Raw genomic sequence first — 20,772 nt, 5'->3', positions numbered from 1 at the left:
CATGACCCAACAAATAGCAGTATTTACTAATGTCGGCGAACGTACCAATGTAACCGGTTCTGCCATGTTTAAACGTTTAATCATGGAAGAAGACTTTGAAGCTGCGCTAACAGTGGCCCGCGAACAAGTAGAAAATGGTGCACAGGTTATTGATATAAACATGGACGAAGCCATGTTGGACTCAAAAGCCGCGATGGTTAAGTTTTTAAACTTAATAGCCTCAGAGCCTGATATTTCACGCGTACCCATTATGGTCGACTCCTCTAAATGGGAAGTAATAGAAGCAGGCCTAAAGTGTATTCAAGGTAAGGCCATTGTTAACTCTATATCGCTAAAAGAGGGCGAAGAGCCGTTTATTCGCCAAGCTAAAATAATAAAACGTTTTGGTGCAGCTGCCGTTGTAATGGCGTTTGATACTGACGGGCAAGCTGATACAGCAGACCGCAAATATGAAATATGTGCCCGCAGCTACAAAATATTAGTAGAAGATATTGGTTTTCCACCAGAAGATATTATATTCGACCCTAATATATTTGCCGTAGCCACCGGTATAGAAGAACACGATAACTACGCAGTAGAATTTATTGAAGGCACACGCCGCATTAAACAAAACTTACCGCACTGTAAAGTGTCGGGCGGGGTGTCTAATGTATCGTTTTCATTTAGAGGTAATAACCCAGTACGTGAAGCTATTCACTCGGTATTTTTATACCACGCAATAAAAGCGGGTATGGATATGGGGATTGTAAATGCAGGGCAACTCGCCGTTTACGACGACATACCAGAGGAGCTTCGTAAAGCCGTTGAAGACGTAATACTTAACACCGACCCAGGCGCAGGCGAGCGTTTAGTAGAGCTTGCACCAAAATACTCTGGTATGGCACAAGCTGAGCGAGTAGAAGATTTAGAATGGCGCACATGGCTTGTAGAAAAACGCCTTGAGCACGCGCTTGTAAAAGGCATTACTACCTTTATAGATGAAGATACCGAAGAGTGCCGCGCTGCTGCCGATAAACCTATTCACGTAATTGAAGGGCCGTTAATGGATGGCATGAACGTGGTAGGTGATTTATTTGGCGCAGGTAAAATGTTTTTACCACAAGTGGTTAAATCGGCGCGCGTAATGAAACGAGCCGTAGCCTACCTAGATCCATTTATTGAAGCCGAAAAAGAAGAAGGTTCAACCAATGGTAAAATAGTGATGGCGACAGTAAAAGGCGACGTACACGACATAGGTAAAAATATTGTAGGCGTGGTACTACAGTGTAATAACTACGAAGTTATTGATTTAGGCGTAATGGTACCTGCTGATAAAATACTGCAAACCGCCATCGACGAAAAAGCCGATATTATTGGTTTATCGGGCTTAATTACCCCATCGCTTGACGAAATGGTGCACGTAGCAAAAGAAATGAAACGCCGTGGTTTTGAACTGCCGCTACTTATTGGTGGTGCAACTACCTCTAAAGCGCACACAGCAGTAAAAATTGAGCCGCAATATGACAAAGGCGTTGTATATGTAAATAACGCAAGCCGTGCAGTTGGTGTGGTTTCAAACTTATTATCAAAAGACATTAAACCTGACTTTTTAGCTAAAACTAAAGCTGAATATGTAAAAGTACGCGAGCAACAAGCGCGTAAAAAACCACGCTCTAAGCCTGTTACAATCCAGCGCGCACGCGATAACGCAGCAAAGCTTGATTGGGATAACTACACACCACCAGTGCCTAAAAAGCTGGGCGTGACCGAGTTTAAAAATGTATCAATCGCGACTTTACGTAAATACATAGATTGGACGCCATACTTTATGACGTGGTCAATCGCCGGTAAATACCCGCGCATAATGAACGACGAAGTAGTAGGCGAGCAAGCACAAAGCTTATTTAAAGACGCTAACGATATGTTAGACGACCTTGAAAAAGCAGGCAGTTTGCAACCACTTGGTGTAATTGGTTTATTCCCGGCTAACCGCGTTGGGGACGACATAGAAATATACACAGACGAAACACGCAAAGAAGTATTAACTACTTCGTGCCATTTACGCCAGCAAACCGAAAAAACCGACTTTGCTAACTACTGCCTAGCTGACTACATAGCGCCCAAAGGCACACCAGACTATTTTGGTGCGTTTGCAGTAACAGGCGGTTTAGAAGAAGACGACTTAGCAAATGCGTTTGACGCACAGCAAGACGACTACAACAAAATAATGGTTAAAGCCGTTGCCGACAGGCTCGCCGAAGCGTTTGCCGAATACCTACACGAAAAAGTACGTAAAGAGTATTGGGGTTTTGCTCCAGACGAAAACCTTGGTAACGATGAGCTAATTCGCGAAAACTACCAAGGTATTCGCCCAGCGCCAGGTTACCCAGCGTGCCCTGAGCATACTGAGAAAAAGAAAATTTGGCAGTTGCTCGATACCGAAAAACGCATTGGTATGCAGCTCACCAGCTCATACGCCATGTGGCCAGGTGCTGCTGTTTCAGGTTGGTACTTCTCACACCCTGAGGCTAAATACTACGCAGTAGCCGCTGTGCAAAAGGATCAGGTAGAAGACTACGCTAAGCGAACCAATATGACGCTTGAAGAAGCTGAACGTTGGCTATCGCCTAACTTGGGGTATGATCCGGAGTAAATAGAACAGCTGTCCGTTAAAACAAAAGCGAGCTTAATTAAGCTCGCTTTTTTGTAAGACACTTAAAGTAGTAATGAAAGTCTGTTGGACTTTGCTGTAGTAGAGCAGTTAACATAATCAGATAGTTAAAAGGACTTTTAAATTTATGAATAAGCAAATACCAGCACCTCTTATATCAATTCTAGCTGATGCAATCTCTTCTCTGGAGACTCACGCTACGTTAGATTCTCTTTTTCTGTACTCTAACGCCCAGGCGAACCTCCCGAAGGCTCTAAATCTTCTAAAGCACAGACGTGGCTAAGAAGAATAAATAATGAATCAGATTGCCCTATATCAGTAGTTGGTAAATTAATTGAAAACTACATGGAAAATCCTGAATTTCAAACTGAATTTAATGAAATAATGTTTCGAAAAGTTGAGAATGCAGCTTATAAATATGTACAAAAGATAAGGCAGTGCCTTTCTAACTACAATTTTGAATATAGAATGGGCGGTTTCATTTTTGATGGTGCAAGTGCTCCCTCGCAATCGCAATCGCTATCAGCGTTAATAAAAAATAGAGATTTACCTGCAATTAATGCTGAGTTTGATCGAGCAATGGATAATATAACAAGTGATCCTCGAGAAGCTGTACTAGCTGCGTGCAATATATTAGAAGCTATTTGTAAAACATTTATAGAAGATGAAGGTTTAACAATGCCTGCTAAAAAAGATTTGCAGGGCGTTTGGAAAGTAATTAAGGATGAGCTAGGTTTTGATATTAGCCTTGTTCAAGATAAAGATTTAATACAAATATTAAGTGGACTGTTCTCAACAGTTAGCGGTATTGGTGCACTGCGCACACATGCTAGTGCTGCCCATGCTGAAGGTCGAACTAGGTATAATATTAAGCCTAGGCACGCTAGACTTGCTGTTCATTCTGCTCATACGGCTAGCATTTTCATAATTGAAAGTTGGGATGAGAAAAAGTGTAATTCTAATATGTGACCTGACTTTTCATAATAATTTTATCTGCTAGGTTTTGATAATCCCTAGCGTTGAAAGACAACATAAGTCAAAGGACGTTGAATGTCTGAATCCCAAACCCCCTTAGTTAACTTACGGCAAGAAATTCAAGACGGTTATATTTCTTTAGGCACAAAAAAATTAATAAAAGACGTACTTAAAGAGCTCAATATATATCACCCAGATTCATGGGATAAAAAATTTTGTGAAGATATGTTATCAAATACAAAGCAATTATCTTGTAAGCAAAAAGATCAGCTTATTAGGATACTAGATGATATTTTAATGAAAACTGAGCATCCAAGTTTTACGCCAAAGTTTGAGCTTTGATTAAAGGACTATAAATGAAGTTTTTAAACCACGTAGCGGTGTTCCTATCACTACTTTTCACATCTAACACATTTGCGCTTGAGCAAAAGTATCACGAGTTCGTTTTACCTGTTATTGCTGCTTTTAAAGCGCATGATAAAACTGCGATTGCAGCACTTATTCGCTACCCGCTAAAACGACGATATCCCATACCTGACATTAAAAATGAAGCCGAGTTTATTAACCGCTTTGATGAAGTATTTAATGATGAGCTAGCGGCAGTTATTGCCAGTTCAAACATTAAAACTGATTGGGAGAAAGTAGGTTGGCGCGGCATTATGCTAAATAACGGCGTTATGTGGGTTGATACTGACGGTAAAATTATTGCTGTAAATACACAAAATACTAAAGAGCAGACACTTGCTAAAAGCTTAATCGAACAAGGTAAGCAATCCTTGCACGCAAGTATTAATACCTTTGAAAAACCAGTACTCGATTGGAAAACGGCTAACTACCATATTCGTGTTGATGATTTAGGTGATAGAAATTACCGTTATGCGGTGTGGAGTAGTGATAAAAGGCCAAAGGACAAGCCTGATATGGTTTTATCTAACGGCGATGTAACGGTTAGTGGCACTGGCGGTAATCACCATTATACGTTTAAAAATGGACGTTATAGTTACATACTAAATGTAACCATTATTGGCTGTGATACATCACCACCAGGTTGGCTTGAAGTTTATAAAGACGATGAGAAATTGTTGTCTGAAGATGTTATAAGCACTCATTAATCGATTTTAATTAGTAAGTATGCGGCTAAGTGTTTTAGAAAAGTAGCTTAGCTGCAAGCTAAATATTATTGCGTTATTTCTTCTATGTCTTTGTAAAACTTTGTTAATCGCCTCTTTATTTCCGGTTTTTACTCTATATAATGCCGTGTTAATGGAACGTTACAGTTGTAGTGGCGTTATTAAATAAAGAAATACAAAGGATTATGGAATTGATTAAACTATCTTGCCTTACGTTGCTCATGATGAGCGCGTATTCAGTGAATGCCAATGCTCATGCACAACCTATAAAAAACACTCAAAAAAATACTTACGGTGATGCTGTTTTAATTAACGATCAAAAAATAAATTTTGATAAAGCTCATTTTGAAAGTTTATCTAAAAAGCCTCAACTCACGCCAATTATAAAAAATAATAGCCTTACTCAAGCGGCCTCAGACGAGCAAAGCATAGAGCTTAATAGCGTATTTCGTGAATTTTCATTAGGTAACTCAACAGGTCGCAAAGGCATGTACATTGCACCTTTGTCGGGTGTGGGTAGCAAGCACATTATATCCGCCCAAGAGAGCAATTTTAATATTATAGAGTATGTAAAAGGTGCGTATAAAGTAACAGCTCGCTACGACTTTGATGACTATATTGAAGATACCACACTAATTAAAGATACAGTGGCAGATACATATTACTTATATGTTTTAGATAATAACGCAGTACATAAAGTTAATTTAGTCACCCAAGAGATAGAGCTAAGCAAAGAATTTTATTACCCAAGAGCAGCAGATAAGTTTGATATAAACAGCGATGGCCAAGATGAGCTTTTTGTTTATCAAAGTAGTAAGCTTTTTGTTCTTAACTCGCTCGATTTATCTGAAATTGCGGTACTTGAAAACGTACCACAAAATTTTGTGACAGGCTCGTTTACTGAGACCAATGCAAAAGAAGTTTTATTTAGTGATGGTGCGGTTTATAGGTTTGAAAATTCAGAACTTGTACTGCATAAACAACTTAGTGTAAGTATTAATGGCGAGCATTTAATTACTGTTGATATTAATAACGACGGCTTAGATGAAGTGATTAATGGGCAAAGTTGGTACAGTATAGAAATGCTAAGCCCAAGCACTGAAAGCATTTTATGGACAGCCCAAAGCGACTTAGATATTGATAAAGTAATAGTTGCAGACATCGATAATGATGGTACCGATGATTTAGTTTACGGCGATGGTCAGTGGGGGAGCTTATACGCGCTTTCACTCACAACAGGTGTTGAGTTTTGGAGTATTAATAATCCAGAGCATGGTGTGTCGGGCATTGTTGTAGATGACCTTAACGGCGATGGCAAACAAAATATTGCTTGGGGCTCAGGTTATTCTTCATCAGGTGAAGATGGTTTTTATATTCACAACACGGATGATAAAGCCCAACAGTGGGCTAAAGGCATTAAGTACTACTCAAATAAAGCGTTAGCACTTGCTGATATTAATAATAACGGAAGCTTAGATATACTTTATTCCGAGCGTGACAGTAACGCTTTGCACATAGTAGATACACAAACTAATGAAAAAATACTTACAAATATAAGCGTTAATAACGATTGGGATAATAACAATTTAGTTACTACTGCTCAGCTGTTTGATGATGGTAAGAATTATATTATTACTGGCAGCTCTGCTATATACAATGCGAATGTACAGGTGTTTTCACCTGAAACGGGTGAAGAGCTATTTCAAACATATCTTGGCGGCGGAGACTACATTAGTACTTTAACAACGTTAGATATTAATAATGATGGCAAGTTAGAAATAATAGTAGGTAATGGCGCTGAGCATACAGGAAGTGAAGGTACCTTTTTTAAAGTATTAAATGGGCAAACTGGAGAGTTATTAAAAACATCGCCTCGCTTAGGATTTTATTGGGGCGGCATGAGTTCAATAGTAACTGGAAGCTTTCTTAATAACGAAAATATAGATGTGGTTAGTCTCGTTAGTGATTACCTCATTAGTTATGACTACTCTGAAAACACTATTTCTAAAGTTGCTTTAGAGCAAAGCTTTAACGGTTTGGTTAACACTGTTATTAATGGAGAAGAAACTTTAGTTGCCTCTACCTATAATGGCTCACTTTATAAAGTGGCTTTAAATGGGCAGACAACATTAATTAGTGAAGTGTGCCAAAACACTTTAAATAATATTGTGTCTGTAAGAGCTGGGTTTGTGCAGTATTCGTGTTCTGATCAGTTTGGTGAATATAACCTAGATAACAATGTGGTTTCATACACTGCTAAGCGTAAGAATAATGACAGTTGGTTAGCAACTTCTACGTATAATAATGTTGATTATACCTTGTTGGCAGGTCAGTCATTGGAGATGTTTTCTAATCAAGTTGCAGAGCTTTTAGCTAAGCCTGAAGCTGTAAGCTACTCTGATCATGTTTTAAAAAGCATACAAATAGATTTACCTGTATCAGATGATATTGATTATGTAGTTTTAAATAAGAGACCAACTCTGGGTAGGGTCGAGTTTACCGACAGACAGGCGGGTCTATTAACTTATATACCATCGGGCGCTGTAGGCATTGACGAGCTTAGTTACTACACAGTAAAAGATCGTTCACGTTCAGCGTTATCAAGCTTAACGTTAGAGCTAAAAAATACAGCACCTACAGCAAATAATATGACACTGCAAACTCATTGGAATACACCGCTTAACTTTAATTTAGAAGGTGTGGATGAAGACGCAGAGCCATTAGTATTTCAAATTAAAAATTCGCCTGCTCATGGGCAAATTCAGTTAATGGACTCTGCTTTAGGTAGCGTGACCTTTTCACCAAGTGGTGACTCGGTTGAGCCAGTATCAGTTAGCTTTACAGTGAAAGATTCTTTAGTTGAGTCAGAGCTTCATAATGTTGTTATTGAACTTACAAATACAGCCCCACAAGCTCAAAATGTAACATATAACACCTCTTATAAGAGTGAAGTGAATGGTCGCTTTTCAGCATTAGATAGCGACAACGATACACTTGAATTTGAAGTGGTAACCGAGCCAAACTCAGGAACTTTAACATTTGAGCCTGATACTGGATTGTTTAAACTAACTCCTACGAGCGAATCCGATCATGTAGTAACGTTTAGCTATGTAGCTAAAGATAAATTTGATAGTTCTGCAGTTCAAACTGTGACTATAAACGTTGAAGGTAAGCAAGCTGCTGCGCTAGCGACTCCTTCATCTGATTCAGGCTCTAGCTCAGGTGGCAGTATTTATTACTTACTTATGCTGCTATCAGTGGTTTTATTTGGTAGACGCCGTTTTAATTAATAGTCAAAAGCTTATTTACACTATCTAAAACCGCCAAATGGCGGTTTTTTATTTATTAATAGTCTTTTTAAACTTTTATTTAGGGCTGTTTATCTTTCGAGGTTTAACGTGCAATGCCCTAAGGGTTCTGCGTAGGGGCAATTTACGCTTTGGTGTTTACAAACCTCCCGCCGCGATTAAATCTCCCCTAGATTGAGTGAGTTTCAATCTAAAAGGTCAGCAGGGCCTAGTCATAATACTAATAATCAGACGTTAATAATTTCAATGTGGTTTAAACGTTCTAATAATTAGTGTTTTTATAAAACAGATCTAAGTGGTAGGCTAAAAGTAGTAAGTATAAAATAGTAAGTAATTAAAAATAGTTCTCGCGCAACAAGGAACCCTCCTGTAAAGCGCTTTGCCAAGGAGTTTAGTATGATCACGCTTACCATTAATGGTAATAAACATGAGTTTTCTGGCGATCCGTCAACGCCAGTATTATGGTATCTCCGAGATGAATTGAATTTAACTGGGCCTAAATTTGGCTGTGGTATGGCTCAGTGCGGTGCGTGTACCGTGCATATTGATGGGGTAGCTCAGCGCTCGTGTGTATTACCTGTAGCGGCAGCAGCAGGGCGTTCAATTACGACAATTGAAGGGTTAAGCGAGCAAGGCGACCATCCTGTACAACAAGCATGGATAGAGCATAAAGTACCGCAGTGTGGTTTTTGCCAGTGCGGCCAAATGATGCAAGCTGCAAGCTTATTAGCTGCAAACCCAACCCCTAACGATGATGAAATAGTAAGTAATATGTCGGGAAATATTTGCCGTTGTGGTACATACCCGCGTATTCATAAAGCAATTAAATCAGCTGCTAAAACAATGGCGAGTGTTCAGTATTTTGACCCAAATGAACAAGGGGAAGAAGTATGAGCCAAGATAACAAATATTTTGATTTAAACCGCCGTAAGTTTTTAAAAACTAGCGCAATAGGTGCATTGGTACTTGGTACTTATTTTGTAGGCAGTGCGCCAAGAGCATTTGCGGGTGTATTAGAGCAGCCATCTGAGCAAGCAAAGCGCGCAAACTTATTTATTGCACTGCGCCCAGACGGCATGGTTGAAATAACCTGCCATCGCTCTGAAATGGGTCAGCAAATTCGCACCGCGATTGCGCAAATAGTTGCCGATGAAATGGAAGCCGCGTGGGATAAGGTTATTGTTATTCAGGGTAAGGGCGACCCTAAATACGGCGATCAAAATACCGATGGCTCGCGCAGTATTCGCTACAACATGCAGCGCCTGCGTGAAATGGGCGCAAGTGTACGTTACATGATGCAGCACGCTGCCGCCAAGTATTGGGAAGTTGACCCGCAGACCTGTACTGCTAATCAACACGTTGTTACACACAGCTCAGGTAAATCGCTTACTTATAAAGATTTAATCGACTTAGCGCTTACAATAACGCCACCAGAAGCTGACAAACTAACACTTAAAACACGCAAAGAATGGCGCTACATTAATACTGGCATGGCGCACATAGATTTAGCCGATTTAGTAACAGGTAAAGCAATATTTGCAGCCGATGTACGCGAACCACAAGCGCTGGTGGCTATAATTGAACGCCCGCCAGTGGTAGGCGGTGTTGTTAAGTCGTTTGATGCCAGTGCTACAAAAGCGATAAACGGCGTTATAGATGTTATTGAAATTCCTGCACCAAAAGGCGCACCGCAGTTTCAGCCAAAAGGTGGAATTGCGATTATAGCTAAAAACACATGGGCTGCATGGCAAGGGCGTAAAGCATTAAAAGTCGTGTGGGATGATGGCAAAAATGGCGATTACAATTCAGAAGAATTTAAAAAGTCATTATTAAAAACAGTACAAACTCCACAGGCAAACATACGTGATAAAGGAGATGCCATGGGCGTGTTGGCTAAATCGAGCAATAAACTCGTAGCTGATTATTACGCGCCGCATCTTGCTCAAGCACCAATGGAGCCGCCGTGTGCAACAGCTATGTACAACAAAGATAGTGTTGATATATGGGCTGCTACGCAAAATCCACAAGCCGATATGAAAACAGTGGCTGCCATGCTTGGCATGGATGAGAGCAAAATTAATGTTCACGTTACCATGTTAGGAGGCGGCTTTGGGCGTAAGTCAAAACCTGACTTTTCAGCTGAAGCAGCTTACCTTTCAATGAAAGTAGGCAAGCCTATTCGTGTGCAATGGACGCGTGAAGACGACATACAACATGGTTTTTACCATGCGGTTTCGGCTCAGCACATTGAAGCATCGCTAGATAAAAATGGCGCAATAGAATCGTATTTACACCGCACCGCGTTTTCACCAATTACCTCTACCTTTTCAGAAGGGGCGACTACGCCAGGGAGCTTTGAACTGCGCTTAGGGTTTACCGATAACCCAATTAACACGCCTAATATGAAGCTAGAAAACGGTGATGCGCAAGCCAAAGTTCGAATTGGTTGGATGCGCTCTGTATCAAATATTTTTCATGCCTTTGCTATTCAGTCATTTATTGGCGAAGCAGCGCACAAAGCCGGTCGCGACCAAAAAGACTATTTACTAGACACCATAGGTCCGAGTCGTATTGTTGATGTAACAGAGCAAAATGCTACATACGATAATTACGGTGGCAATAAAGAGGTTTACCCTTTAGATATTGGCAGACTGCGCCATGTTATTGAAAAAGTGGCTGACATGAGTAAATGGGGGCGAGAGCTTCCTAAAGGGCGAGGTTTAGGCATAGCAGCACACAGAAGCTTTTTAACTTACGTAGCTACGGTAGTTGAAGTAGAAGTGTCGGATGCTGGCGATTTAAACGTAATTAAATCGTGGGTTGCCATTGACGCGGGTACGGTTGTAAACACTGACACCGTTAAAAACCAAACCCAAGGTGGCTCTATTTATGGGATTACAACTGCAATCAGCGATGGTATTACCTTTGATAAAGGCCGCGTGCAGCAAAGTAACTTTCATGATTATCGCGTACCGCGTATGAGCGACTCACCTCTTGAGATTGAAGTTGAAATTGTACAAAGCGATGCACCACCAGCAGGGGTAGGTGAGCCATCTACACCAGTTTATGCACCAGCATTATGTAATGCTATTTTTGCAGCGTGCGGAAAGCGTATTAGGCAGTTACCGATTGGTAACCAATTAAAAGCGTAGCTAAATAACCTACAGCTTAAACAAAAAAACCGCCAAATGGCGGTTTTTTTAGAAGTTAGCGATTAGTGAGTTTTTTCAAACTCATCAACTTCACGCTCTGCTTCTTCTTTAGATTTACCATACTGCTGCTGGATTTTACCCACTAGCTCTGTACGGCTACCTTCAATTTTATCTAAATCGTCGTTGGTAAGATCGCCCCATTTTTGTTGAGCCTTACCTTTAAGTTCGTTCCAATTACCTTTCATACGATCGCTGTTCATAAGTTTCTCCTTACTTAGATTTAATTAACGTTCAGTATAAAAGGAGCAAGGCGTGTACCAACAAGTTAAATTTTTATTTTTCATTTACAATCATGGTGTTATGTTTTTATTGAGGCAGTAATGATTAATGTTGTGAGCACATCCTTAAAAAATGTACAGAGCGGTCTGTAATTATTTCTGATTATGTAACCCTTAATTAAATCCTTTATAACCACATAGCTTTAGCGGCGCGTTTATTTTTGGTTTTTGTTACAATGCCTGCAAAGCAATTTAGGGTAAATAGCTGTGCTGCCGGTTCAAGACATATATCAACAACTCGTTACTAAATTACAAAGTAATCCTATTACGTTATTACAAGCGCCGCCTGGTGCGGGTAAATCGACGTGGTTGCCGCTGCAACTCATGCGTGACGGGCATTTTAAACGTATTGTAATGCTAGAGCCTCGCCGTTTAGCTGCTCGTAATATAGCCAGTTATTTAGCAAAGTGCCAAAACGAGAGTGTTGGGCAAAGTGTGGGCTTGCGGATTAGGGGCGAGAGTAAAGTAAGCGCTAATACGCGCCTCGAAATAGTCACCGAAGGCATGTTAACGCGCATGTTGCAAAACGACCCCGAATTAAGCGATATAGATTTACTGATATTTGATGAATTTCATGAGCGTTCAATTGCAGCAGATACCTCACTTGCCTTTGCGCTCGAGACCCAAAGTGCGCTGCGCGACGATTTAACTATTATGCTTATGTCGGCAACGCTTGATACAGAGCGTTACACTGCGTTTTTTGATTGCCCTGTAATTCAATCGAGCGGTCGCAGCTACCCAATAGACGAAGTATATATACCCATAAAAGATGAAAGTCGCTGGCTTGATGCAATTCCTAACATAATAAAACAAGCACTTAATGAGCAAACAGGTAGCGCATTGGTGTTTTTACCTGGGCAGTTTGAAATACTACGCGTGCAACAAGCACTGAGCGATTTACCCAGTAACTGCCAAGTTGCAACACTATTTGGCGAGCAAGATAAAGCCAATCAGCAAACTGCTATTGCTCCTGCACCAAACGGCATGCGCAAAGTAGTGCTTACCACCAATGTAGCCGAAACCAGTTTAACTATTGAAGGTATACGCATTGTAATTGACAGCGGCAAGCGCCGTGCAGCAACCTTTAATTTAAAAACAGGGGTTACAGAGCTCACAACACAAAGCATATCGCGCTCGTCTGCTGTGCAGCGTGCAGGGCGTGCAGGACGAATAGAGCCGGGCATTGTTTATCGAATTGGCTCAAAGCAAACCTTCGAGCGACGTAATAGCCATGACAATCCCGAAATACTCACATCAGACATAAGCCAACTTATGCTTGAGGCAAAGCAATGGGGAGCCAGTATTGATGAGCTAACCTTGCTCGATAAGCCCACTGAGCAACAATGCGAGCAAGCAAGTAACCTGCTTAACATGCTAGAAGCTATTGATAGCAAAGGTAAGCTCACACCGCTTGGCAGTAAAATGTTAGGTTTTGGTGCTGATATTCGTTTGGCGCATATGCTATTAAAAGCACAAATACTTGATGACCAACTCCATGGTATTTTTAGGCTCGCTATTTATTTAGTGGCATTACTTGAGAGCCGAGTAAATAGTGCAAACGAGTTGAGTTTAGCGCTGCATAGCCAACAGCAACGTCCGCATCCGGTATTTAAGCAACAGTTAAAATATTGGCAAAGCCGCTTAAAAGTAAAAGACGAAAACAGCGAATTAAATACGCATTATATAAGTTTGCTGGTGGCATTGGCATACCCCGATCGCATCGCTAAAAAACGTGGTAATGGTTATTTACTTGCCAATGGTGCTGGGGCTGAGTTAAATGTCGATTACTGGCACAACGACGATTACTTAGCCATAGCAACCATGGGCGGGCACAAAGGTGGGCGTATATTTGCAGCCACCGCACTTAACCCATTTGAGTTACAAGAATTTTTACCGCATTTATTTAGTGAACTTACTCGTTGTGAGTTTGATGAAAAATCAGCGCGCTTTATTCATCAAGATGAAGTAAAGCTCGGGGCTATAACGCTCAGCAGCCAGCCTAGTAAACAAAAACTAGATAAGAGCGAGCGTGCTAAAGCGTGGCTTAGCTTATTTACTAAACACGGTTTTGCATTATTTAACGAGCAACCTGATGCGCAACAATTGCTGATACGTATGAGCCTAGCAAGTAATTTAATGCCCGATAAATTCCCGCAAATAAACGAGCAACAACTTATTCAAAATGCAGCGCAGTGGCTAGGCGTGTTTTTAGAAGATATTAAAACGCTCACGCAGCTTAAAAAGTTTAACTACTTTGAAGCATTACAAAACTGTTTTGATTGGCAACAACAAACAGCTTTAAAAGCACTGTTACCACTGCGCTTAACGGTGCCAAGTGGCTCAAATATAAAAATAGAATACCAGCTTGATGGCCCCGCAAAGCTAAGCGTGCGTATGCAAGAAGTTTACGGCTTGACCAGTACGCCTATGCTTGCCAACGGTAAATTGCCATTGCTTATGGAGCTGCTATCGCCAGGTAAACGTTCATTGCAACTTACTCAAGATTTAGCCCACTTTTGGGCTAGCAGTTACCGCGATGTGCAAAAGGAAATGAAAGGCCGCTACCCTAAACATTTTTGGCCAGACGACCCAGCCAACAGCGTTGCAACAAATAGAGTAAAGAGCAAAATGTAGGTGTTAATTTACTTAAAACTGATTTTGTTTGATTATTGAACTTACTAAGGTAATGTACCTATAAAATATTTTTAACTACAGGGAATAGTCAATGAGGTTACTTTTAACGTTAGGTTTGGCTCTAGTAACTGCTTTTTCGGCTTATGCTGAAAAGCCACTCGACTTAAATGCATTTGCGCAGCAATACTATAAAACAATGACCGCAACACAAGCACCTAACGCAGGTGCTAAAGAGCTTGAGGCTTATCTTGCATTGTTAACCGATGATATTGGCAATCAGCACATCCCGTATCAACCGGATGACTCACGTATTCCTGATGGTAAAAAGCAGATGCGCAAAGGTGAGTTTTTATTTAGGTGCGCACACGTTGTTTGAAAGCACACTGCTTAATACATTTGTGTTTAATGATACAGGCTTTGCTATTCGTTATAAGAGTCATGCAAAGGGCATTCACCCGCAAAGTAAGCAGCCAATAGAATACACCTCCACAATGATGGAAGTAATAGAAGTTGAAAATGGTAAAGTGGCGATGATCCGCAAGTATCACGAATAACAAATAAGGATATATATGAAACATTTACTTATCGCACTATCAATATTAATGCTTAGTGCATGCGCTAGTACAAAAAGTGATTTTAGATTTGATGGTTCTACACCTGAGTCAACTCAGGCCGGAGTTCATAAAGTTTTAAAGACATTAAAATCTCAAGATTTAATGCGCTTTATAGGCGCCTTAATTGCAATTCAATTTTCTGATGTGCAAAGCGCAGAAGATGTTTTAGGCGACCCAACCATGATGAATGAAATGAATTATTTTATTATTGGTAAAAAAATTGATGGCTTAAATTATTATGAAGTACTGGATCTTGCGAGTTCATCTTCATCGAAAGTGGAAGTTTCGGTAGCGAAATAGTTTCAGCTTTTTGTACTACTTTAAATGTGTAATACCAATCCGCAATAATACTTAATCATTTTGCGGGGCTAAACGTATCGCTACCTGCGTTAAAAAATGCTCATTTAGAACAACTAAATAGCGAATTTTTTGCCTAGCTATCAACACGTTTTTCTGTCCTCAAAATAGACCACTTAATTAAGCGAATTGGTATGATTTTATGTCTATATTAAATATATTATTGAAAGTGCTAAAGTTTTAACGCTATAAAACTTAATAGTAAGCTTTGTTTATTCCTGCTCATGAATTTATACTACGCTTTAGTAAGAAGCTAATTATTTATAATTTAGATGCAGAAGTCTAAAACATAAAACGTAAGCTACTTTGACTTAATTCTACACGATTAGATAGAGACTATGACATTATGATTTTTTGTAATAATAGGTACTTTAATTTTAATGTGCTTTGTAACAAGTTTATTAGTTGGGTACCGCTATTTTTTTAGCCTGCCGACTATAAACACTAGTATTGAAGATTATCAAAATCGTGAATTACTGAGTCTTAAAATTGCGCTTGATAGAGAGTTTATATTTTTAGAAACACTCAATTATGACTACGCCGTATGGGATGACACCTATGATTATATGGCTGATTTTGACGCAGAATATGTAGATTCAAACTTTGTAGGGGATACCTTCTATTCTCTCAAAATTGATGGTGTGTTTATCTACGATGTAAACTTTAATATGGTTTACGGACAAGCGTATGATTATATGAAGCATAGGGAGTTTGATGCGCCTGATTTAGATTTACAGGTTAATAAATTAAACCGCGCAATTATTCCTAATCCAAAAGCTGCTAATGACGACAGTAGTTTAAGTCATTCTGGTTTTTTACAAACAGCGGGCGGCCCTATCATGTTTGCATCGCATGTAATAAAGCGAACAGATAAAACAGGTGAGCCTGTTGGTAGTATTGTTTTTATAAAAAAAGTAAGACCGTCGTTGATCAAATCCTTAGCGGAAATTGCACAAGTGGAGCTTAGCTATACACAAATAGCACACGGTAGTTCTTCAAACGATATTGCGACGCTTAAAGGGAGCCTCCAAGAAGAGGACATTGCCACTCATAGGAAGAGGGTGATTCTAGATGTAAATGGTAAGCCATTGCTTGCTTTGAACATTAAGCACCATCACCAAACACTGCCAGTTTTATTTGATCACTATTTAAAGCTTATTCTGTTTATGTTTTTTGCAATGTCATTATTAGGTTTTTATATTGTAAATCGTTATTTTATTGAACCGCTTATTAGTGGTGCGTCCGCTATTAATTCAATGTTGGTTAAAAACGATTTACAGCCTTTGAGGTTCACTAATCAATTTTTAGAAATGCGCGTTTTAATTAGCGGTTTTAATGCGTTAATTAAACAAGTAAAAGAGCAAAATTCTAAGCTCGAAAAGATAAGCAAAATTGATGGGTTAACCCAAATTTACAACAGGCGTGCCTTTGATGAAATTATAGCGGCTCAGTGGAAGCAGGCTCAACAGCAACAAAATGCCTTTGGAGTAATATTACTTGACGTAGATCACTTTAAAAATTATAACGATTTTTATGGTCACCAAGCCGGAGACAATGCTTTACAGCTCTTAGCTTGTAAATTACAACAAATTGCAAAGCAAAACACAGGAACAGTTGCGCGCTATGGCGGCGAAGAGTTCATATTATTCTTTAAAGAGCTTTCTTATGAAGAGTTTGTAAATATATCTCAGCAATTGCTTTTGGCGGTTCGGGAGTTAAATTTACCTCATGAAGCGTCGCCTGTACGTAAATATTTAACAATTAGTGCTGGGTGTGTATTTGCTACAAAAGAAACCTTAAGTGGTAATAATGTGTCTATCCAATCACTAATTAAAGAAGCCGACATAATGCTCTACGAAGCGAAAAACTCAGGTAGAGATAAAACATCAATCAAATCTATATAATTTAAGTCAATTATTAAAGATGCATCAGCTGTTTTTTATTATAAAACGCTTAAACCTCTTTCCCGCCATGGCTCTGTGCTAGGTCGTCAAGTTCGGCGCAAGTGTAATCAAAACCATTTTCGTCGTATTCGTATGTCACTTTTACACTATCGCCGCCATTAAAAAGTCGTGTTTTTACATCGTTAACCGGCCAGTCTTTGAGCTCGTGTAAAAATCTGTTAGCAACTTGTGATGATTCAAAACAATAGCGAATTTCTGTTTTCATAAATAATAAAGCTCTGGCTGTTTACCCCTGCAGCTAGCGCATTATTAATGGGGCGTTCATGATTCGGTTACAAAAAATAAAGAGTTAAATTGTAAATTTTGTGTTTCAATAAATGCATTAAACTCGGTACACACTAACGTACTTTAATTAACAAATGATGACGACTTTACATGCATTATAAATTTGCTCTTATCGCAAGCTCGGTTTTTATACTAAGCGCTTGCGGTGGTTCAGGCTCCGATGATACGCCAACCGTTAACGGAAATAAAATCCCCATTTTGTCAGTCGCTGATATTCCTAGTGAATTAAGTAAAGGCCAAACAATTGAGCTAACAGCAACAGCCAGTGATAAAGACGGCACTATTACATCTGTTGTGTGGCAACAAACGCAAGGGCCTGAACTAATTAGTGGGCCTTTAGAGGCAACAACTACTTCAGTAACACTGCTAAATGCGCAAAGTTATAAGCCTGTTGATTACGCTTTTTCGGTCACAGCAACCGATAACGAAGGGGCAAGCAGTGTAAAAACGCTAAGCTTTACTGCACGTAATAATATGGATGATATTAGCGCCGCACGGTTACTACACCAAGCAACAATGGGACCTAAGCTTAGTGAAATACAAAACGCACAAGGTTTAAGCGAGCAGCAATGGCTTGATAAGCAAGTAGCGCTACCTATTAATTATCACCGTGATTATTTAGTAAAGTTAAATGACGATGACGACTTTAAATACATAAGCCGCATAGACGCATGGTGGAAGGCAGTAATGCAAAGTGACGATCAACTCCGTCAACGTGTTGCATTTGCGTTAAGTGAAATATTAGTAGTGTCGGATGAAAACAGTGCCTTAAGAGGCCAACCTGAGGGCATGATCACTTATTACGATTTGCTACTAAAGCATGCCTTTGGTAATTATCGTGACTTACTCGAAGATGTCACGCTTTCGCCTATTATGGGAACTTACTTAAGCCATTTGGGTAACGAAAAAGCAGACGATGCACTTAATATTCGCCCAGATGAAAATTACGCACGTGAAGTAATGCAGTTATTTACTATTGGCCTTGAAGAGCTAAACCTAGATGGCAGCGCTAAGCTTGATGCACAAGGTAATACTATTGCCACTTACGGACAGGTCGAAATAGAGGGTTTTGCACGCGTATTTACTGGTTGGACGTTTGCCGATAGTGAAACATTTAAGCGTAAAAGTCGTGACTATATTAAACCAATGGAAGCATTTGACGAGTACCATTCTAGTAAACAAAAAACCTTACTAAATGGCGAGGTTATACCACAAGGTTACGCAGCAGAAGAGTCAATGCAAATAGCGCTCGATAATTTATTTAATCATCAAAATGTTGCGCCATTTATTACTAAGCAACTTATTCAGCGATTAATTACGTCAAATCCAACCCCCCAATACGTTGAACGAGTAGCTAATGTATTTATTGATAATGGCGCCGGTGTACGCGGCGATTTAGCGGCTGTAGTAAAGGCTATATATTTAGATGATGAAGCACGGCATTTTGGCTCAGTGCTTAACTATCAAGGTAAAATTAAAGAGCCTATTTTAAAAACCGTACAGTTTTGGCGAAATCTCGATGCTAAATCTTTGGCTGGTTACTATAAAACATGGAATTTAATAAATAGCTACGGGCAAGGACCCATGCAGTCGGCTTCGGTATTTAACTTTTTTAGGCCTGATTATCAAACCGCAGCTTTGCGAAATGAAGGTATTGTTGCGCCAGAGTTACAAATAGCAAACGATGCGACACTGATTGGCACCATGAACGCGCTTTACGCAAGTTTAGTGTGGAGTACCGCTGAAGCACACAGTGATTTAAATTCAAATGGTATTTATGTTTATATTCAAGACGACATGAATGTTTTAGAGAAAAACGGTGTTAGCGCGCTATTAACTCAGTACAACACGTTATATTTTGCAGGCGCAATGAGCAGTGGCACACGCCAAGCATTACTTGATTTAGATGCCTACTTTAATGAAGAGCAATACCGTGAACGGGTTTCGTATTTATTATATATGATTGCTATTTCACCTGAATTCAACGTGCAGTATTAGGAGCGCATAATGAGCATTAATAGAAGAGAGTTTCTGTCGTTATGTATGAAAGGCAGCGTATCGGCTGCCGCGTTAACGAGCCTGCAATTACAAGCATTAACTGGAGCGACTAATGCCGTTGAGTTAGGTGATTATAAAGCATTAGTGTGTGTGTATTTATATGGCGGGAATGATTCGTTAAATATGCTCGTTCCGCTTGAAGGCGAGCAACGGTATTTGTACGAGCAAAGCAGGCAAAACCTAGCGGTAGAGAGCCCACTTGAGTTAAGTATTAAAAGCCAGTTTGCCGGTGGAGTCGGTATTCATCCCTCACTTGAACCTATACAAAATGTGTTTGAATCTCAAAATTTAGCATTTATAGGCGGGGTAGGTACTTTACTCGCTCCCACAACATTGAATGGCTATAAAAATAAAACAATAGGTTTGCCTAAGCATTTGTTTTCGCATAACGATCAGCAAGCTGCGTGGATGTATGGTCGAGAAAAACAATCACTTAATAGCGGGTGGGGCGCACGACTTTTAGAGCGTTTAGAGTTACAAGATGAGTTTGCAGCTAATGTATCACTCGACGGTACTAATTTATGGCAAACGGGAAGTGCTAGCAATGCATTTGCGCTTAACAAAAGTGGCATTAGTAGTATTAACGCGTTTGGAGGGTATCAACCTCGTAGCGAGCACGTAACCGCTATTATGAACCGCTTACTAGGCAATACGAGCCATCCGTTAAGTACAGCTTATGCCAATGGCTTAACAAGTGCGATAAATAACACTCAAGCAATGAACAGCGCGTTAGAAAGCGCGCCTGCACTTATTACCCCATTTAGCGATAATAGCCTTAGTGAGCAATTTGCCGCAGTCGCTAAAACAATTAGCGTACAGGCAAAGTTGAGTACTCAACGCCAAGTGTTTTTTGTTTCTATGGGGGGGTATGATACCCACGACAACCAATTAACAACGCACCCAGCTTTATTAAATACGTTAGCTCAAGGGTTAAGTGAATTTGATAGTGCGATGAAAGAGCTTGATATGGCTGATAAAGTGACGACGTTTACTATGTCTGATTTTGGTCGCACGTTGACCTCAAATGGCGATGGTACTGACCATGGTTGGGCAGGAAACCAAATAGTAATGGGTGGCGCAGTAAAAGGCGGCAATATATATGGTGAGCTACTAACCCAACATTTGGATGGCCCACAAGATACCGGTGGCGGGCGTTTAATTCCAAGTGTTGCTAATGAGCAGTACTTTGCCACACTGGCTCAGTGGTTTGGTGTGCCAAGCTCTGAGCTTGTTGATATCTTTCCAAACTTGAGTAACTTTGATCACACAACATTGGACTTTTTTGTGTAATTAGTCGCTAATAGTAA

The 20,772-nt window shown here is 40.0% G+C and carries 14 protein-coding genes and 1 pseudogene; 13 read left to right on the top strand and 2 right to left on the bottom strand.

The window, feature by feature from the left end:
• Position 1: 1 nt before the first annotated feature.
• The 7 genes from metH (at position 2) to H5120_RS04765 (ending at position 11,215) form a co-directional block, all read left to right on the top strand.
• Entirely contained in the window at positions 2-2,632 is a 2,631-nt protein-coding gene (gene metH, locus H5120_RS04795; protein ID WP_182673766.1) for a methionine synthase, read from the top strand.
• Between the two features lie 363 nt (positions 2,633-2,995).
• The gene (locus H5120_RS04790) at positions 2,996-3,619 is read left to right on the top strand and encodes an abortive infection family protein (protein WP_259397818.1); all 624 of its coding nucleotides are present in this window, start codon (positions 2,996-2,998) and stop codon (positions 3,617-3,619) included.
• 81 nt (positions 3,620-3,700) lie between these two features.
• Entirely contained in the window at positions 3,701-3,967 is a 267-nt protein-coding gene (locus H5120_RS04785) for a hypothetical protein (RefSeq protein ID WP_002958125.1), read from the top strand.
• 14 nt (positions 3,968-3,981) lie between these two features.
• Positions 3,982-4,737: a hypothetical protein gene (locus tag H5120_RS04780; protein ID WP_182673765.1), complete on the top strand. Its 756-nt coding sequence runs from the start codon at positions 3,982-3,984 to the stop codon at positions 4,735-4,737.
• Positions 4,738-4,946: 209 nt separating this feature from the next.
• On the top strand, positions 4,947-8,045 hold the full coding sequence (locus H5120_RS04775; RefSeq protein WP_182673764.1) for a VCBS repeat-containing protein: 3,099 nt from the start codon (positions 4,947-4,949) through the stop codon (positions 8,043-8,045).
• A gap of 414 nt (positions 8,046-8,459) precedes the next feature.
• Positions 8,460-8,957: a (2Fe-2S)-binding protein gene (locus H5120_RS04770; protein ID WP_182673763.1), complete on the top strand. Its 498-nt coding sequence runs from the start codon at positions 8,460-8,462 to the stop codon at positions 8,955-8,957.
• Positions 8,954-11,215: a xanthine dehydrogenase family protein molybdopterin-binding subunit gene (locus H5120_RS04765; RefSeq protein WP_182673762.1), complete on the top strand. Its 2,262-nt coding sequence runs from the start codon at positions 8,954-8,956 to the stop codon at positions 11,213-11,215. Before H5120_RS04770 ends, H5120_RS04765 begins: the two co-directional genes overlap by 4 nt.
• 62 nt (positions 11,216-11,277) lie before the next feature.
• Here H5120_RS04765 and H5120_RS04760 read toward each other — a convergent pair whose 3' ends face one another.
• On the bottom strand, positions 11,278-11,475 hold the full coding sequence (locus tag H5120_RS04760) for a CsbD family protein (protein WP_008132353.1): 198 nt from the start codon (positions 11,473-11,475) through the stop codon (positions 11,278-11,280).
• 285 nt (positions 11,476-11,760) lie between these two features.
• Between H5120_RS04760 and hrpB the strand changes: the two genes are divergently transcribed.
• The 4 genes and pseudogenes from hrpB to H5120_RS04740 all read left to right on the top strand — a co-directional run bounded on the left by hrpB (position 11,761) and on the right by H5120_RS04740 (position 17,062).
• On the top strand, positions 11,761-14,187 hold the full coding sequence (gene hrpB / locus H5120_RS04755) for an ATP-dependent helicase HrpB (protein WP_182673761.1): 2,427 nt from the start codon (positions 11,761-11,763) through the stop codon (positions 14,185-14,187).
• Between the two features lie 91 nt (positions 14,188-14,278).
• A pseudogene (locus H5120_RS04750) lies at positions 14,279-14,741 on the top strand (nuclear transport factor 2 family protein).
• A gap of 15 nt (positions 14,742-14,756) precedes the next feature.
• The gene (locus H5120_RS04745) at positions 14,757-15,101 is read left to right on the top strand and encodes a hypothetical protein (RefSeq protein WP_182673760.1); all 345 of its coding nucleotides are present in this window, start codon (positions 14,757-14,759) and stop codon (positions 15,099-15,101) included.
• Between the two features lie 437 nt (positions 15,102-15,538).
• Positions 15,539-17,062, top strand: a complete 1,524-nt coding sequence (locus tag H5120_RS04740; protein WP_182673759.1) for a diguanylate cyclase domain-containing protein — start codon at positions 15,539-15,541, stop codon at positions 17,060-17,062.
• A gap of 49 nt (positions 17,063-17,111) precedes the next feature.
• Here H5120_RS04740 and H5120_RS04735 read toward each other — a convergent pair whose 3' ends face one another.
• Complete coding sequence (locus tag H5120_RS04735; protein ID WP_182673758.1) at positions 17,112-17,327, bottom strand: hypothetical protein; 216 nt, start codon at positions 17,325-17,327, stop codon at positions 17,112-17,114.
• Positions 17,328-17,497: 170 nt separating this feature from the next.
• Between H5120_RS04735 and H5120_RS04730 the strand changes: the two genes are divergently transcribed.
• Both H5120_RS04730 and H5120_RS04725 read left to right on the top strand, forming a co-directional pair.
• A complete protein-coding gene (locus H5120_RS04730; protein ID WP_182673757.1) occupies positions 17,498-19,405 on the top strand; it encodes a DUF1800 family protein in 1,908 nt (635 codons plus the stop codon).
• 9 nt (positions 19,406-19,414) lie between these two features.
• Positions 19,415-20,755 carry a DUF1501 domain-containing protein gene (locus H5120_RS04725; protein ID WP_182673756.1) on the top strand — a complete coding sequence of 447 codons (1,341 nt, stop codon included), beginning with the start codon at positions 19,415-19,417 and terminating at the stop codon, positions 20,753-20,755.
• Positions 20,756-20,772 lie beyond the last annotated feature (17 nt).

Origin of the sequence: Pseudoalteromonas sp. SR43-2, assembly GCF_014163885.1 — a bacterium.
In the GTDB taxonomy this organism is placed as follows: Bacteria; Pseudomonadota; Gammaproteobacteria; order Enterobacterales; family Alteromonadaceae; genus Pseudoalteromonas; species Pseudoalteromonas distincta.
This window is presented reverse-complemented; position numbering and strand designations above follow the sequence as displayed.

Coding starts and splice junctions, on each gene's coding strand:
- H5120_RS04735 (WP_182673758.1), bottom strand. CDS start 17,327: ATGAAAACAGAAATTCGCTATTGTTTTGAATCATCACAAGTTGCTAAC.
- H5120_RS04730 (WP_182673757.1), top strand. CDS start 17,498: ATGCATTATAAATTTGCTCTTATCGCAAGCTCGGTTTTTATACTAAGC.
- H5120_RS04745 (WP_182673760.1), top strand. CDS start 14,757: ATGAAACATTTACTTATCGCACTATCAATATTAATGCTTAGTGCATGC.
- H5120_RS04725 (WP_182673756.1), top strand. CDS start 19,415: ATGAGCATTAATAGAAGAGAGTTTCTGTCGTTATGTATGAAAGGCAGC.
- H5120_RS04785 (WP_002958125.1), top strand. CDS start 3,701: ATGTCTGAATCCCAAACCCCCTTAGTTAACTTACGGCAAGAAATTCAA.
- metH (WP_182673766.1), top strand. CDS start 2: ATGACCCAACAAATAGCAGTATTTACTAATGTCGGCGAACGTACCAAT.
- H5120_RS04765 (WP_182673762.1), top strand. CDS start 8,954: ATGAGCCAAGATAACAAATATTTTGATTTAAACCGCCGTAAGTTTTTA.
- H5120_RS04770 (WP_182673763.1), top strand. CDS start 8,460: ATGATCACGCTTACCATTAATGGTAATAAACATGAGTTTTCTGGCGAT.
- H5120_RS04760 (WP_008132353.1), bottom strand. CDS start 11,475: ATGAACAGCGATCGTATGAAAGGTAATTGGAACGAACTTAAAGGTAAG.
- H5120_RS04740 (WP_182673759.1), top strand. CDS start 15,539: ATGTGCTTTGTAACAAGTTTATTAGTTGGGTACCGCTATTTTTTTAGC.
- H5120_RS04780 (WP_182673765.1), top strand. CDS start 3,982: ATGAAGTTTTTAAACCACGTAGCGGTGTTCCTATCACTACTTTTCACA.
- H5120_RS04790 (WP_259397818.1), top strand. CDS start 2,996: ATGGAAAATCCTGAATTTCAAACTGAATTTAATGAAATAATGTTTCGA.